Genomic DNA, 15,108 nt, shown 5'->3' on the forward strand with positions numbered 1-15,108 from the left:
CCCGGCCGCCTACTTTTGCACCTATGCTCACCCTGCTTCTTGCTTCGCTCATGGCCCTCGCTCCCACCCCGCCCAAGCCGGCCCCGGCCTGGCGCACGCCTTTTGAAAACGACCCCGCCGGCAACACCACGGCCACCTACGCCGAGTGCATCGGCTACTACCAGAAGCTGGCCGCCGCCTACCCGGCCCACCTGCACCTGGCCGAGGCCGGACCCACCGACGCCGGCCGGCCGCTGCACGAAGTGGTGCTGAGCACGGATGGCGACGCCGACCCGGCCAGCACGCGCCGCAAAAACCGCCGCATCCTGTTCATCCAGAACGGCATCCATCCCGGCGAGCCGGAGGGCATCGACGCGAGCATGATGCTGGCGCGGGACCTGATGCAGCAGAAGTCGCTGGCGAAGCTGCTGGAACAGGTCACGGTCGTCATCGTGCCGGTGTACAACGTTGACGGGATGCTGAACCGGAACTCGACCACCCGCGTGAACCAGAACGGACCGGCGGCCTACGGCTTCCGGGGCAACGCGCGGCACCTGGATTTGAACCGCGACTACATCAAGCAGGAATCGCGCAACGCGCAATCCTTCGCGGCGCTGTTTCAGAAGTGGCAGCCCGATGTGTTCGTGGAAACCCACACCTCCAACGGGGCCGATTACCAATACACCATGACGCTCATTGCCACCCAGCACAGCAAGCTGGCCCCGGCACTGGGCACCTACCTGCAAGGGCTGTTGCTGCCGGCGCTCTACAAAGGCATGGAGAAAAAGAAGTGGCCGATGACGCCCTACGTGGACTTTGAAGGCGAAACGCCCGAGAGCGGCCTGCGCGCCTTCCTCGAAACGCCGCGCTACTCCACCGGCTACGCGGCCCTGTTTAACACCATCGGCTTCATGCCCGAGACGCACATGCTGAAGGCTTTCGCGCCCCGCGTGCATGCCACCTATGATTTTCTGCTGACGATGCTGGAAACCGTGGGCCAACAGGCGTCCGCCCTGGCCGCCGCCCGCGCCCGGGCCACCGCCGACCTGGCCGCCCAAACCACCTTCCCCCTCACTTGGACCCTGGACGAAAGCACGCCCGAAACCGTGCCGTTCCGGGGCTACGAGGCGGGCCACAAGCCCAGCGAGGTGAGCGGCCAGCCCCGCCTGTACTACGACCGCGCCCGGCCCTTCACCCGGCCCGTGCCGTATTTCAACACTTTCACCCCCACCGCCACGGCCACGCGGCCCACGGCCTACATCATTCCCAAAGCCTGGACGGAGGTGGCCGACCGCCTGCGCCGCAACGGGGCCACCCTGGAAGCGCTGGCCCGCGAGGTAACCACCCCCGTGGAGGTCTATTATTTCGAGGACTTTAAGACCACGCCCAAGCCCTTTGAGGGCCACTACGTGCATAGCCAGGTGCGCCTGCAAACCCGAACGGAAACCGCCACCTTCCAGCCCGGCGACCTGGTGGTGTACCTGAACGAGGCCGCGCCCGCCCGTTACCTCCTGGAGACGCTGGAGCCGCAGGCCACCGATTCGTTCTTCGCCTGGGGCTTTTTCGACAGCGTGCTTCAGCAGAAGGAGCACTACTCCGACTACGTGTTTGAGGACCTGGCCGCCAACCTGCTGCGCCACGACCCCCAGCTGCGCGAGCGCCTGGAGAAGCTCAAGAAAGATAACGCCGCCTTCGCCGCCAACGGCCCCGCCCAGCTGGAATGGGTGTACCTGAGTTCGGCCTACCACGAGGCCGGCCACAACCGCTACCCGGTGGCCCGCTGGCTGGGCCCGGGGAAATTGTAGCGCGGACTTTGTAATCCGCGAATGTTCGGTTTTGTTCACTCGCGGACTACAAAGTCCGCGCTACAAAAAAAGGCTGGCCCGTGCGGGCCAGCCTTTTCCATGCAGTCAAGCGAAGCGCTTAGGCTGCCAGCGTGGCCCGATGGGCCGTGACGGCCGTTTGGGCGGCCGTGAGGGTGGCAATCTGCGCGTCAATCTGGTCGGCGTCCACGTCGGCGAGGTAGGCGACCGAGCCGGTTTGGGCGCCGGTGGCCAGCGTCAGGCGGTCGCGCTGGGCGGTGGCCGTGATGAGGCTGTTTTGCGCCCGCAGCTTTTCGGCGGGCGTGAGGCCGGCGCGGGCGGATTCGGTGGTGTAGTGGGCCACGTCGTCGGTGGCTTTGGCCAGGCGGGCGGCCGTGGTGGTGGCCCGGGTTTCGGCCAGCCCGTCGGCGTAGCTTAGGTTGCTGTCGCGGTGCTGGTAGGTAGCCAGCTCGGCGGTGAGGCCCGTCAGGGCTTCATCGCACTCGGCGCGGGTAGTGAGGGTGGCAAGGGAGGCAGCCATACAAAAAGAAAGGGGGGTTAAAAGGGTTGAAATGATGCGGCCAAAGGAAAGCAGGCGCGCGCCTTCCCCCACCATCAAATTAGACTATTTTTGGGAAAACCCGACCTATTTTGGGAAAGTCATCCGGCTGCCCTTGCCGGGCAAGGCCCTTACTCGCCCTGCCGGGTACGCCCCAGCAGCGCGGCCAGGGCCGCCGCTTCGGCTTCCAGAGCCGTGGCGCGGGCTTCGGCCAAGTGCCAGCGGGCCAGCTCGGCGGGCGGCAGGGCCTGGGGGCGCAGGGCCAGCCAGGCGTGGGCGTAGCGCAGGCGCACGGCTTCGGAAGTGGCGGGAGTTTCTTCGGCGGCGGGTGGCGGGGGCAGCGCGGCCAGCAGGCCGGGCCGGGCGGTGGCCCAGCGGGCAGCCACCAGCGCCAGCGCGGGCAGGCCGCGCACGGCCCAGCGCAGGTTGGCGGCCTCGTGTAGGCAGGCGGCGCGGCGGGCGGCCAGCGGGCCGGGGTCGAAGGGGCCGGGCGGGGGCGCGGTGGGCAGCGGGGCGGCGTCTTCCACCATGTGCTGGGTGAAGGGGGCCAGCCGCTCGCTCACCTCCAGGGTGAGGGCGCGGCGGCCGGCTTCTATCTGGTGGGCCAGCGCCGGGCTAATGCCCAGCAGGGCCGCCAGCTCGCGCTGTTGCAGGCCGTAGTAGCGGCGCACGTCGGCCAGCAGGGAAGTCGAGTGAGCAGCGGAGCGGGGCATAAGATGCGTAATTTATTTTTCGATATTACACATAATAATTTACACATTTTGTAAATTATTATGCTACCAGCCAAAGAATAATTTACCTCCTGATGTAGCGACGCATCTTCGCGTCTCTGCGTGCGCGCCGTCTTTTCGGTGCTCGTCGTTGCCGCGCCGTCGTTCAACGCCGAGACGCCAGGATGCGTCGCTACATCGGCCTACGGCGTAGCTTGCGCACCCATTCCCTATTCCATGCTCGCTACCTACCTCCACGCACTGGCTACCATTCGGGCCACCGGGGCCGCCACGCCCGAAACCTCTTACTACACGCCCCTCGAAAACCTGTTCAACGCGGTGGGGGCCGGCCTGAAGCCTACCGTACGGGCCGTGTTCCAGCTGAGCGACCTGGGGGCGGGGCGGCCCGATTTCGGCTTGTTCGCGGCCGGGCAGTTTGAGCGGCCCGCCGATGGCGTGTCTTCGCCCGAGCGGCGGGCCGGGGCCCTGCCCGAGCGCGGGGCCGGCGAGGTGAAAGGCCCCGGCGAAAGCTTAGACAAGCTGCTGGCCGGAAAGCAGGTGAGCAAGTACTGGGACAAGTACCGGCAGGTGCTCGTGACCAACCTGCGCCAGTTTGCCTTCGTGGCCGAAGATGCCCACGGCCAGCCCCTGCTGCTCGATTCCTTCGAGCTGGCCAAAACCGAAGCCGATTTCTGGGCCCTGTGCCACGCCCCCACGCCGCCCGCGCCGGCCGTAGCGGCCGGCTTCACGGCGTTTTTGGAGCGCTGCCTGCGCCACGCCGCGCCCCTCGATGAGCCCAAGGATTTGGCCTGGTTCCTGGCTGCCTTCGCCCGCGAGGCCCGCCAGCGCCTGGAGCTGGCCGACCCCGCCCACCTCCAGCCCCTGCGCACGGCCCTGGAAGAAACCCTGGGCGTGCGCTTCGACGGCGAAAAGGGGGCCCGCTTCCTGCGCGCCACCGTGGTCCAGACGCTGTTTTATGGCGTGTTCAGCGCCTGGGTGCTCTGGCACCGCGACACGGCCGACGAGGCCGACGCCGCGCCCTTCGACTGGCACTACGCCTCCGACTACCTCAAGCTGCCCGTGATGCAGGTGCTCTTCGAGCAGGTGGGCACGTCGTCGTTTCTCAAAAACGTGAAGCTGCGCGACCTCCTCGACCGCACCAACCTGGTGCTGGCCCGCGTGAACCGCGCCCGCTTCTTCGGCAAGTTTGCCGAGGCCGAGGCCATTCAATACTTCTACGAGCCCTTTCTGGAGGCCTACGACCCGCAGCTGCGCAAGGAGCTGGGCGTGTGGTACACCCCGCCCGAGGTGGTGCGCTACATGGTGGCCCGCGTGGACTGGGCCCTGCGCACCCAATTAAACATCCCCGACGGCCTGGCCGATGAGCGGGTGGTGGTGCTGGACCCCTGCTGCGGCACCGGCACCTTTCTGGTGGAGGTGCTGCGCCACCTGGCCGCCGCCCTGGAGGCCCAGGGGGCCGGGGCCCTGCGCGCCGAGCAGCTCCGCAAAGCCGCCACCGAGCGCCTGTTTGGCTTCGAAATCCTCACCGCGCCCTTCGTGGTGGCCCACTTGCAGTTGGGGCTGGCCCTGCGCGAGTTTGGCGCGCCGCTGCCGCCCGAGGCCCGCGCGGCCGTGTACCTCACCAACGCCCTCACCGGCTGGAACCCCGCCCGCCACGAAAAGCAGCTCACCACCTACCCCGAGCTGCGCAAGGAAGCCGAGGCCGCCCGCCACGTCAAGCGCGACGAGCGCATCGTCGTCATCCTCGGCAACCCGCCCTACGATGGCTACGCCGGCCTCAGCGCCGGGGGCTCGGAGGAGGACCGGCTGGCCGAGGCCTACCGCCACCCCCGCCGCACAGCCCCGCCCCAGGGCCAGGGCCTGAACGACCTCTACGTGCGGTTTTTCCGGATGGCCGAGCGCCAGATTGCCGAGCGCACCCGCCAGGGCTTGGTTTGCTTCGTGGCCAACTATTCCTGGCTCGATGGCCTGAGCCACCCCGGCCTGCGCGAGCGGTTTCTGGAAGCCTTCGACAGCATCTGGATTGACAACCTCAACGGCGACAAGTACGCCACCGGCAAAACCACCCCCGACGGCCGCCCCGACCCCAGCGTGTTCAGCACGCCCTTCAACCGCGAGGGCATTCAGGTGGGAGCCGCCGTGTCGCTGCTGGTGCGCGCCCACGACCGCCCCGAGGCCGATGCCGCGCCCGCCTCCGATGCCGTGGTGTACTACCGCGACTTCTGGGGCAAGGACAAACGCGCCGAGCTGGCCGCCATCGCCGACCAGCCCGAGCCCACCACCGGCCCCGCCTACCTCGCCCTGCTGCCCAACCCCGCCCTGGGCCTGCCCTTCAAGCCCCGCGCCGTAGCGGATGACTTTATGAGTTGGCCCTCTTTAACTGACTTATTGCCTTCCGGTTTTTCAGGAGTAATGACAAGTCGAGATGAAGACTTGATTGATATTGATAAGGGGAGATTGGAGGAGCGAATGAAAAAATATTTCGACGCTGCTATTTCTGATGAAGCAGTTCGTGAATTCACTCCAAGGCTACTTACTGATGCATCCCGTTATAATGCGTTAGCTACTCGAAAAGCGCTGTTAACGCGCGGAATTGAAGCAGGTGAATTTATGCAATACGCTTATCGCCCGTTTGATATCCGCTGGTTGTATTGGACGAAAGAAACGAAGCTGTTAATTGAACGAAGAGCTGAGTACCGACAGCAATTTGAATTTGAAAACATTGCTATTTCAATTGCTCGTCGCCCGCGCCGTGACTATGATGCACCTCAGGTTTCGAGTGTACTAACGGACTATGTGCTATGCGACCCTTCAACCAATAATTTCCCCCTCTACCTCGCCCCCGACATGCTTTCCGCCGGGGAGCGCCGCCCGAACCTGAGCCACCTGGCCAGCGAGTACCTCACGGCCTTGGGAGCCCCGCCCGAAACCCTGTTCTACCACGCCCTGGCGGTGCTGCACGCCCCCGCCTACCGCGAGCAAAACGCCGGAGCCCTGCGCCAGGACTGGCCCCGCCTGCCCCTGCCCGCCTCGCTGGCCACCCTCGATGCCTCGGCCGCCCTGGGCCGCGAAGTGGCGGCCCTGCTCGACGTGCGCCGGCCCGTGCCCACCGTCACGCACGGGGCCATCCGGCCCGAACTGCGCGTCCTGGGTGCCCCCCAGCGCCGCCCCGGCGCCCCCGACACCGGCCTGCACCCCGCCGAGGGCCACTTCGGCCTGCGCGCCCGCTGGGGCACCCGCACCAACGGCACCGTGCTGCCCGGTGCCGGCCGCACCACCCCCACGCCCGACCAGCCCGGCCACCTCGACATCTGGCTGAACGACGAAGCCTGCTGGGCCGCCGTGCCCGCCGCCGTGTGGGCCACCACCCTCGGCGGCTACCCGGTGCTCAAAAAGTGGCTCAGCTACCGCGCCGCCCCCGTGCTGGGCCGCGACCTGACGATGGACGAAGTACAGGAATTCATGCGCCTCGTGCGCCGCCTGGCCGCCCTGCTGGCCCTGGCCCCCGCCCTCGATGCTGCCTACGCCGTGAGCGCCACGCCGCCCGCACTCCCGGAAACCTTGTAAACTATTTCGGCACAGACCTAAAATAATTTACAATATTTGTAAATTATTCAACCCTGACTTCAGGTATACTTTACATCTTTTGCCTGTCACCAAAACGCCCCGCGTACCAATCGGTACGCGGGGCGTTTTGGGCATTGCGAAGCCTGGCTGGTTTCGTTTACTGGCACGGTTTAATGGGCGTGGTTGCCACTAGCCGCGCCCGTTCATCTGGGCTTTCAAAAAAGCCCACTTCGTAGAGATAAGGGTCTACGTATTCGGCCTGACGGGGAGCTTTCACCGCGAGCGGTTTCAAAGAACCTTCGTCAGGCAAAAGGATAGTCGGCTTCTTGACGGTTTTATTCATGACTTGAAAGGAAGGTACTACGCGGCGAATAGCCGAAGATAATCTATCTTATTGCTGCGGCAGCAGCTTTTGATAACACAGCGCCCTGGACGATTTGCCGTGCCTTGCTTTAAATATACGTGCGTTTCATACACCCGGTCCCAGTACTTCGTCAGGAATGTGCAGCGTCCTTTCCCAACATCCTGCACGAAGCTCTTTCGTTCCAACGCCGTCACTATTTCCTCATGATGCAAGTCGTGGAGCTTGTCGGCGGCATGATAGTTTTGGCAAATATGACGCGCATCCTGGCTGGTCCAGAATATTTCGTATTCGTGGCCGTCGTATTCAATGGTCGTGTTGTTGAACATGAAACGTCTTGGAGAATAACCGTGCGTAAAATGGTCTGACAAGGTAATCTGAGAAAGGCAGAACGCCCCGCGCACCAATCGGCACGCGGGGCGTTTTTGTATTCAACTGTTTCCATGGCACCAACTCATTCGGGGACGCGAACTAAAAGTTCGCGCTACGGCAGTTCTAACTGAACTGGTGCCAGCCCCAGCGCAGCAGCACCACGCTGCCCCAGCCCACCAGCGCCACCACGGCCCCCAGCACCACCAGCAGCAGCAGTATCAGGCCCCGGCCGCTGCCGGTGTGGCTGCCCTCGGCGTAGTGGCGGCGCAGCAGGGCCACGTTGCGCTCGTTGCTTTTGTAGGCGAAATCGAACACGTTGCCGAGGATGGGAATGCCGCCCACCACGGTATCGATGAGAATATTGAGCGCCATGCGCACCACCACCGCCCCGCTGGCCCCGTGCCGAAACATGGTCATGAGCAAGGCCACCGATACCACCGTGGTCGAGAGGTCGCCCACGATGGGCACCAGCCCCAGCAGCGGGTCGAGGCCGAAGCGGAAGCGGGTGCCGGGCAGCCGAAACTGGCTGTCCATGAGCCGGGCCACACGCTCGACCCAGCGCAGGCGCTCGTCGGCATCGAAGGAGTTGGGCGCGGGTTGGGTACGGGGAAGCATGAGGCGGGCTTTGGGGGCAGTACGTAACTGCTGCCCGAATGACTGCCGGTACGGCGTGAAACCGGCCGGCAGCGCCTAGCGGGTCATGGGGGACGCGGCATCAGTCCCGGCGTCCGGCTGGCGGCGTAGCGTCTCGTACAGCACCAGCGCCGCCAGCAGCCCGAACAATACCAGCGACGAGCCCTGCGTGCCCAGGCCCAGCCCCTGCTTGGCCACGGGCTTGGTGAGCAGGTCGCCAAACGTGGCCCCAAACGGCCGCGTGAGCACAAACGCCGCCCAGAACAGCAGCACCCGCGAAATCCCGGTGAAATAATAGGCCAGCACCAGCACGCCCAGCAGGCTGCCAATGAGCAAGGCCCCGCCCCCGAAACCCAGCCCGGAATCATCGGCCAGAAAATCGCCCAGCGCCGTGCCCAGCGTGTTCGACACCAGAATGGCGGCCCAGTAAAACACCTCCCCGGTGCGCGTCTTGATTTCGGTAACGGACAGCGACTTTTCGCGCAGCCACCATAGGCCCAGCACCAGCCCCAGCAGCGTCACCAGAATCAGCGAGCCGGTGGCGTAGCCCAGGCCCAGGGTGCGGTCCATGTAGTCTGACATGGTGGTGCCGGCCGTGCTCGTGGCCAGAATGGTGGCCCAATAAAGCGCCGGAATGTAGTGCGACACGGCCAGCTGCCCGGCCAGCACCACCAAGAAAATGCCCAGCAGGATGAGCGAGCTGGTGCCGTAGCCTACGTTCATGGTTTGGGCCAGCAGGTCGCCGGCGGTTTCGCCCAGCGTAGTGGCGCAAATCTTCATTATCCAGAACAGCAGGGTGACTTGGGCGATTTTATTCATGGGAGGGCTTACAGGGTCAGAAGCGTGAAAGTTGTCAAAATTGTTGTTGATTTTCTGTTGTCGGGAAATTCCTCTTCCTGAATTGAAACGCAAAAAAGCCCCGCGCACCAATCGGCACGCGGGGCTTCTACTGGTTTGGTCGCGGACTAAAAGTTCGCGCTACCGCGGGTTTTACCGGCGGCGTTTCGGCTTCTCGTCCTCGTCCTCGTCGTCCTCATCTTCCCCAAAGGTGGGCATGGTGAACATGGAGGAGAGCAAATCTTTGAACTGCGCGCCGGCCGTGAGGCGGTTGCGCGAAATCAGGCTGTGCTCACTCAGGCCGTGGAGCAAGAATTCCATCAGGAAGTAGGTGTGCTCGGGCGTCTCGTTGGGGTGCAGCTCGGTCACGATGTCGCGCAGGCCGGGCACCAGGTCCAGGGCCTTGCGGTAGTCTTCCGTGCTGGCATCGTGCAGCAAATCCAGCGTATGGCCGTTGCCGAACCACTCCTGAATGGCCTTGTAGGGCGAGGGTCGGTTCTTGAGCTTCTTGCTCTTGTCGGGGTCGGGGAAATAGTTCAGGAACAGCGTGCGGATGGCCTTGCCCATCAGCTTCTCGGCCACGATGCCCGCGCCCTCCTGCTCGCCTTCGTACACCAGTTCCACCTTGCCCGTCACGGCGGGCACGGCCGAAATAAAGTCGCCCAGGCGCACATAGGTATTGCTTTCGCCATTTACCAGCGCCCGGCGCTCGGCTCCCGCAATCACCTGCTCGTAGGCCGAGATGGTGAGACGGGCCGACACGCCCGACTTGGCATCCACGAACTCGGAGCCGCGCGCCTCCACGGCCACCTGCTCCACCAAGTCGTGGATGACTTCGTTGCTCGTTACCATGCCCTTCTGCTCGTCCTTGATGCGGGCTTCCTGCTTGGTGATACGCTTGCCGATTTCAATCGACTTGGGGTAATGGGTGATAATCTGCGCGTCAATCCGGTCCTTGAGCGGGGTCACGATGCTGCCCCGGTTGGTATAGTCCTCCGGGTTGGCCGTGAACACGAACTGAATATCGAGCGGCAGCCGCACCTTGAAACCACGAATCTGGATGTCGCCTTCCTGCAAAATATTGAACAGCGACACCTGAATGCGGGCCTGCAAGTCGGGCAATTCGTTAATCACGAAAATGCCCCGGTGCGCCCGCGGAATCAGGCCAAAGTGAATCACCCGCTCGTCGGAATACGGCAGTTTCAGCGTGGCGGCTTTGATGGGGTCGGCGTCGCCGATGAGGTCGGCCACCGACACATCGGGGGTAGCCAGCTTCTCGGTGTATCGGTCGTCGCGGTGCATCCAGGCCACGGGCGTGTCGTCGCCGTGCTCGGAAATCAGGTTTTTGGCAAACACCGACAGCGGCTGCAAGGGGTCGTCGTTCAGCTCCGAGCCGGCCACGACGGGCATGTACTCATCGAGCAGATTAATGAGCAGCCGCGCAATCCGGGTTTTGGCCTGCCCGCGCAGGCCCAGCAGGTTGATGTGGTGCCCGGCCAGAATGGCGCGCTGCAACTCAGGAATTACGGTTTCGTCGTAGCCGAAAATGCCCGGAAACACGTCCTCTTTCAGGCGGAGCTTGCGGATGAGGTTTTCCCGCAGCTCGGCTTTCACGGTGCGGGGCTTGTAGCCAGACTTTTTCAGCTGGCCCAGGGTGGTGATGTGGGCGGAATGGTTGGTTGGAAGCTGGTTGTTGGCCATGAAAAGGGTTAAATTGTCATCCTGAGCAGCGCGAAGGACCTTACCACGTTCGCACCGGTTAAATTAAGTAGCACCGACGAAAGCAGCCGTGATAAGATGCTTCCTTCGTCAGCAGGACAGGAAAGTTGGGGTTTACAGCGTCTTGCGGCGGTTTTTCTTGTAGTCCTCGAACACCAAGTGCCCCAGCCCCTTCAGGCCGGAATAGTAGGCCTTGCCCTGGTTCACCTCCGTAAATTCCTCCACGAACTTCTGCAAATACGGGTCGGAGGTAATCATGAACGTAGTGATGGGAATCTTGACGCGGCGGGCGGCAGCGGCTAGGTTCAGGGTCTTGTTCACCACTTTGCGGTCGAGGCCGAAGGAGTTTTTGTAGTAGCCACCGGCTTCTTTCAGGCAGGTGGGCTTGCCGTCGGTAATCATGAAAATCTGCTTATTGGGCGTTTTGCGCTTGCGGAGCAGGTCCATGGCCAACTCCAGGCCGGCCACGGTGTTGGTGTGGTACGGCCCCACTTGCAGGTAGGGCAAATCCTTGATTTCAATCTGCCAAGCATCGTTGCCGAACACAATCACGTCGAGGAAATCCTTGGGGTATTTCTGCTTCACAAGCTCGGCTAGGGCCATCGCCACTTTTTTGGCTGGCGTGATGCGGTCCTCGCCGTAGAGAATCATCGAGTGCGAAATGTCAATCATCAGCACAGTGCTGGTCTGGGACTTGTGCTCGTTTTCGCGCACTTCGAGGTCACCCTCGGTCAGCATGAAATCGTCGCTTTCCATGCCGTGGTTCAACTGGGCATTGCGAATGGATTCGGTCATCTGAATCGACTCCATACTATCGCCGAAGCGGAACTCGCGCAGGTCGGTGCTCTGCTCGTCGCCTTGCCCGGTGTGGGGCGTGCGGTGGTTGCCGGTGCTACTCTTTTTGAGCTTGCCGAAAATCTCCTCCAACGCACTCTTGCGGATGCCCTGCTCGGTCTTGGGCGTAATCTTGAATTCACCCTTTTGCTGCTCATTCTCATCGATGTAGCCCTTTTTCTTCAGGTCATCGATGAAATTGCCCATGCCGTAGTTATCGTCGGTGAGGCCGTACTGCTTGTCCAGCTCATTGAGCCATTGCAGGGCCTCGCCCACGTCGCCGGAGGTGATGGTGACGAGCTGCATGAATAACTTGAAGAGTGACTCGAAGCCCTTTTCGGGCTGGTCCTCGGGTACAAAATCGCGGAAGCGGAAGCCAACGGCCATATAATTCTTCTTTCAGGATAGGCCCGGAAAACAACACCGGCGCGGGCAATGTTCAATCAGGTGTAGCGCGAAGCTCCAGCTTCGCGTTTCGACCGTGCTGCCCAAGTCGGTTTTCCTCCTAATTCAACGATACGCGAAACTGGAGCTTCGCGCTACAGCCCACCCATGAAAGCTATTTGGAACAATACCGTCATCGCTGAGAGCGACAACACCGTTGTCGTCGAGAACAACCACTATTTCCCCGCCGATTCCATCAAAAAGGAGTTTTTTGAGGACAGCATCGCCCAAACCAGCTGCCCCTGGAAGGGCCGCGCCAGCTACTACTCGCTGAGCGTGAACGGCGAAAAAAACAAAGATGCCGCCTGGTACTACCCCGAGCCCAAGGACGCCGCCCAAGAAATAAAAGGCCACGTAGCGTTCTGGAAAGGCGTGAAAGTGGAGAAGTAGAAGCGCTGCTCTGAATTAATTGAACGTCATGCCGAGCGCAGCGAAGCATCTTTACCGCAGCAGTAACCCAATCGATAAGATTAGTGGCTGCGGGCAAGATGCTGCGCTCGGCATGACGTTCTGGTTTTCTATAGATTCCCTACCCCATTTATAAACTGCGCAAGAATCGGGTTTTCGCCCTGCCGGTTAAGCGCGAGTTTTGTAGTCAATCAGAAAATCAATCTCATGACTGACTACCAGCGCATCGCCGCCGCCCTCACTTACGCCCAGGCCCATTTCCAGACCCAGCCCGATTTGGATGAGTTGGCCCGGCAGGCTCATTGGAGCCCGTTTCATTTCCAGCGCAAGTTTCAGGAGTGGGCCGGCGTGTCGCCCAAGAAATTCCTGCAATACCTCAGCCTCGACCACGCCAAGCGCATGTTGCGCCAGCAGGTTTCGGTGGCCGAAGCGGCGCACGAAACGGGCCTCTCCAGCACCGGCCGCCTGCACGATTTATTCGTAACCCTGGAGGCCATGACGCCCGGCGAATACCGCCACGGCGGGTCCGCGCTGGCCATTGCCTACAGTTTTGGGGAAAGCGCGTTCGGAAACTATCTGGTGGCCTCCACCGCCAAGGGCATCTGCAAGCTGGCCTTCATCGAAGACGAAGCCGCCGCGCTGGCCGAGCTGCGCACGGAATGGCCCCACGCCACCCTGACGGCGCAGGAAACCGCGCTACACGCGCAGGTAGCGCAGTTTTTCACCCGTGACTTTCCGTCCACCGGCCGGCTGCACCTGCACCTGAAAGGCACGCCGTTCCAGCTCAAAATCTGGGAATCACTACTGCGGGTGCCCGAAGGCGAGTTGCGCACCTATGCCCAGCTGGCCGAAGCAGCCGAAAATGGCGCAGCCGTGCGGGCGGCGGGCACGGCCATTGGGGCCAATCCGGTGGCCTACCTCATTCCCTGCCACCGCGTCATTCGCGGCACCGGCGAGCTGGGGCAGTACCGCTGGGGCAGCACGCGCAAGGCCGCGCTGCTGGGCTGCGAGGCGGCGCGGGGTGATGGCCAGGTTGCCACATTGATGGCCTAAAGCACGGTGAAACGCTTGCTGACAACGGCTCCCCCGGCTTGTAGGCGCACGGTGTAAATACCGGGAGTTAAGCCAGCAGTAGATAGATTGCCAGCGGCCTGGCCAGCCTCCACGACCAGCGTGGCGGCAGCCACGGTTTGGCCCAGGCTATTGAGCACTACAGCGCTTGCGGCGTGAGTGCCCAGAGAAACGGGCAAGAGAATACGGACGCTGGCCGTAGCATTGACTGGATTGGGATAGAGGGCAAGGTTGGCACTGGGGTGTCCCGATGAGGTAGCCAATCCTATTTGATTTAAGCGGATGCTTACTGTGGAAGAACCGTAATTGGTTGTTAGTAGGTCTAGGTCGCCGTCGTTATCTACGTCGCCCAGGGCAATACCCGTAGAATTGCTTGCGGCCGGCACATTGGGGGCCATCGCAAAGCTGCCGCTGCCATCGTTCAGCCGCACACTCGTGGATACGCCCTGGCCATCGGCGGCGATAATATCCAGGTCACCGTCGCCGTCTACGTCACCTAAGGCAACGATGGGCGTGGTGCCTACGGGTACATCGGGAGCCACCACAAACCTTCCGCTTCCATCGTTGAAGTACACGCCCACTGCCGTTCCGCCAAGCCCCTTACTGATAACGAAATCCAGGTCGCCGTCCGCATCAAGGTCGCCCACGGCGATGTTCCCATTAGATGGCACACCAATGGGCATCAAGGGCGAGAAAGTACCGTCGCCATCGTTCAGGCGCACATTCACCCCGGTGTTGGTACCGTTGGCAGCAATCAAATCCAAATCGCCATCGCCATCAAGGTCACCCAAGGCCACGCTTCCAGCTACCAGACCAGTGCTGGTCGTGCCAGCAAAGGTGCCGTTGCCGTTATTAAAGCGTATGCTGATGTAGGTAAAACCCGTGAGCAGGGTGCCACCGCTCGTGAGCAGGTCCAAATCCCCATCGCCGTCAAGGTCTCCCAGCACAACGCTCACGCAGCTCCCTACCCCAACTTCGGTATTACCCGAAAAATTACCCACGCCATCATTGAGACGCACGCTGACGGTGCCCAAGCGGCTATTGGGGATGAGCAGGTCCAGGTCGCCATCGCTATCTACATCACCTAAGGCAACATTTGAGACGTTTGCGCCGGCGGGGACGCTGCCAGTGCCAGAAAAGCTGCCGTTGCCGTTATTGAACCGCACATTGATGGCACTGCCGTAAAAATTTGTCGAAACGAAATCCAGGTCACCGTCGCCATCAAGGTCGCCTATTTTCACATCCTCTGTCAGTGCTATTCCACTGACGACGCTTACTTCAGAGCCTAGACCAAAAATGCCCGAGCCGCCGGTGGCAGCCCCGGTAAACTGATACACAAACGGCACGGCCCCGGCCCCGTTTGCAGCGCTCTGCACCGTGGCGGGCACGGTTACCATCACGGTTTCACCTGGCCTGAAGGCCGCCGACTGCCCGGCCGGGGCCGTGGGCGCAAGCGTGACGGTGCTTCCATTGACACTGGCCACCGCCGTGCGTTGGCCGCCGTATTGAGAGGAGAATATTTTGATGGTCCCTGCCGTAGCTGGATTAATAACATGCGAAAAGGGAACCATCACCGGAGCGGTGCGGCTGGCAGCCCGCGCATTGCGGGCCGGGCTGAGGGCCGCACCGATTACAGTAAGTCTTTGCGCGTTGGTTAACAGGCCCACCAGCGATAAAATGGTAGTAAGGCAGCAGGTGGACAGGGTAACGGATAGCTTCATATAGCCTTGGAAAGGTTTGGGTAGGGCTGGTAAATGTACTTGCGCCGCAAGCACTGGCAACCGCTTGACG

General features: G+C 62.2%; 13 protein-coding genes. 4 read left to right on the top strand and 9 right to left on the bottom strand.

The features are described 5' to 3' along the window. Positions 1-23 precede the first annotated feature (23 nt). Positions 24-1,784, top strand: a complete 1,761-nt coding sequence (locus tag ACVWYF_RS01820) for a M14 family metallopeptidase (RefSeq protein ID WP_457064021.1) — start codon at positions 24-26, stop codon at positions 1,782-1,784. Positions 1,785-1,902: 118 nt separating this feature from the next. On the opposite strand, the gene ACVWYF_RS01825 is transcribed toward ACVWYF_RS01820, so the two are convergent. Then, complete coding sequence (locus ACVWYF_RS01825; protein WP_457064023.1) at positions 1,903-2,322, bottom strand: hypothetical protein; 420 nt, start codon at positions 2,320-2,322, stop codon at positions 1,903-1,905. A gap of 149 nt (positions 2,323-2,471) precedes the next feature. Continuing rightward, a complete protein-coding gene (locus tag ACVWYF_RS01830) occupies positions 2,472-3,053 on the bottom strand; it encodes a helix-turn-helix domain-containing protein (protein WP_457064025.1) in 582 nt (193 codons plus the stop codon). A gap of 234 nt (positions 3,054-3,287) precedes the next feature. On the opposite strand from ACVWYF_RS01830, the gene ACVWYF_RS01835 reads away from it, so the two are divergent. Further along, positions 3,288-6,638, top strand: coding sequence for a type ISP restriction/modification enzyme (locus tag ACVWYF_RS01835; RefSeq protein ID WP_457064027.1), 3,351 nt, complete (start codon positions 3,288-3,290; stop codon positions 6,636-6,638). Between the two features lie 157 nt (positions 6,639-6,795). Here the strand turns inward: ACVWYF_RS01835 and ACVWYF_RS01840 are convergent, their stop codons facing one another. The 6 genes from ACVWYF_RS01840 to ACVWYF_RS01865 all read right to left on the bottom strand — a co-directional run bounded on the left by ACVWYF_RS01840 (position 6,796) and on the right by ACVWYF_RS01865 (position 11,781). Beyond that, a complete protein-coding gene (locus ACVWYF_RS01840; RefSeq protein WP_457064028.1) occupies positions 6,796-6,981 on the bottom strand; it encodes a hypothetical protein in 186 nt (61 codons plus the stop codon). Positions 6,982-6,998: 17 nt separating this feature from the next. Beyond that, positions 6,999-7,328, bottom strand: coding sequence for a hypothetical protein (locus tag ACVWYF_RS01845; RefSeq protein WP_457064030.1), 330 nt, complete (start codon positions 7,326-7,328; stop codon positions 6,999-7,001). A gap of 166 nt (positions 7,329-7,494) precedes the next feature. Beyond that, entirely contained in the window at positions 7,495-7,986 is a 492-nt protein-coding gene (locus ACVWYF_RS01850) for a DUF4112 domain-containing protein (RefSeq protein ID WP_457064031.1), read from the bottom strand. Between the two features lie 75 nt (positions 7,987-8,061). After that, on the bottom strand, positions 8,062-8,823 hold the full coding sequence (locus tag ACVWYF_RS01855) for a COG4705 family protein (RefSeq protein ID WP_457064033.1): 762 nt from the start codon (positions 8,821-8,823) through the stop codon (positions 8,062-8,064). Positions 8,824-8,994: 171 nt separating this feature from the next. Further along, positions 8,995-10,542, bottom strand: coding sequence for a sigma 54-interacting transcriptional regulator (locus ACVWYF_RS01860; protein WP_457064035.1), 1,548 nt, complete (start codon positions 10,540-10,542; stop codon positions 8,995-8,997). Positions 10,543-10,674: 132 nt separating this feature from the next. Beyond that, complete coding sequence (locus ACVWYF_RS01865) at positions 10,675-11,781, bottom strand: vWA domain-containing protein (RefSeq protein ID WP_457064037.1); 1,107 nt, start codon at positions 11,779-11,781, stop codon at positions 10,675-10,677. Positions 11,782-11,946: 165 nt separating this feature from the next. On the opposite strand from ACVWYF_RS01865, the gene ACVWYF_RS01870 reads away from it, so the two are divergent. Beyond that, the gene (locus ACVWYF_RS01870) at positions 11,947-12,228 is read left to right on the top strand and encodes a DUF427 domain-containing protein (protein ID WP_457064039.1); all 282 of its coding nucleotides are present in this window, start codon (positions 11,947-11,949) and stop codon (positions 12,226-12,228) included. A 225-nt stretch (positions 12,229-12,453) separates the two neighbouring features. Then, on the top strand, positions 12,454-13,299 hold the full coding sequence (locus ACVWYF_RS01875; protein WP_457064041.1) for a methylated-DNA--[protein]-cysteine S-methyltransferase: 846 nt from the start codon (positions 12,454-12,456) through the stop codon (positions 13,297-13,299). Here the strand turns inward: ACVWYF_RS01875 and ACVWYF_RS01880 are convergent. Further along, entirely contained in the window at positions 13,296-15,038 is a 1,743-nt protein-coding gene (locus ACVWYF_RS01880; RefSeq protein ID WP_457064043.1) for an FG-GAP-like repeat-containing protein, read from the bottom strand. The two genes, ACVWYF_RS01875 and ACVWYF_RS01880, sit on opposite strands and share 4 nt — an antisense overlap. Positions 15,039-15,108: the final 70 nt, after the last annotated feature.

The sequence above is a fragment of the Hymenobacter sp. UYAg731 genome (assembly GCF_054061335.1).

Coding starts and splice junctions, on each gene's coding strand:
- ACVWYF_RS01865 (WP_457064037.1), bottom strand. CDS start 11,781: ATGGCCGTTGGCTTCCGCTTCCGCGATTTTGTACCCGAGGACCAGCCC.
- ACVWYF_RS01855 (WP_457064033.1), bottom strand. CDS start 8,823: ATGAATAAAATCGCCCAAGTCACCCTGCTGTTCTGGATAATGAAGATT.
- ACVWYF_RS01840 (WP_457064028.1), bottom strand. CDS start 6,981: ATGAATAAAACCGTCAAGAAGCCGACTATCCTTTTGCCTGACGAAGGT.
- ACVWYF_RS01875 (WP_457064041.1), top strand. CDS start 12,454: ATGACTGACTACCAGCGCATCGCCGCCGCCCTCACTTACGCCCAGGCC.
- ACVWYF_RS01830 (WP_457064025.1), bottom strand. CDS start 3,053: ATGCCCCGCTCCGCTGCTCACTCGACTTCCCTGCTGGCCGACGTGCGC.
- ACVWYF_RS01860 (WP_457064035.1), bottom strand. CDS start 10,542: ATGGCCAACAACCAGCTTCCAACCAACCATTCCGCCCACATCACCACC.
- ACVWYF_RS01820 (WP_457064021.1), top strand. CDS start 24: ATGCTCACCCTGCTTCTTGCTTCGCTCATGGCCCTCGCTCCCACCCCG.
- ACVWYF_RS01845 (WP_457064030.1), bottom strand. CDS start 7,328: ATGTTCAACAACACGACCATTGAATACGACGGCCACGAATACGAAATA.
- ACVWYF_RS01850 (WP_457064031.1), bottom strand. CDS start 7,986: ATGCTTCCCCGTACCCAACCCGCGCCCAACTCCTTCGATGCCGACGAG.
- ACVWYF_RS01880 (WP_457064043.1), bottom strand. CDS start 15,038: ATGAAGCTATCCGTTACCCTGTCCACCTGCTGCCTTACTACCATTTTA.
- ACVWYF_RS01835 (WP_457064027.1), top strand. CDS start 3,288: ATGCTCGCTACCTACCTCCACGCACTGGCTACCATTCGGGCCACCGGG.
- ACVWYF_RS01870 (WP_457064039.1), top strand. CDS start 11,947: ATGAAAGCTATTTGGAACAATACCGTCATCGCTGAGAGCGACAACACC.
- ACVWYF_RS01825 (WP_457064023.1), bottom strand. CDS start 2,322: ATGGCTGCCTCCCTTGCCACCCTCACTACCCGCGCCGAGTGCGATGAA.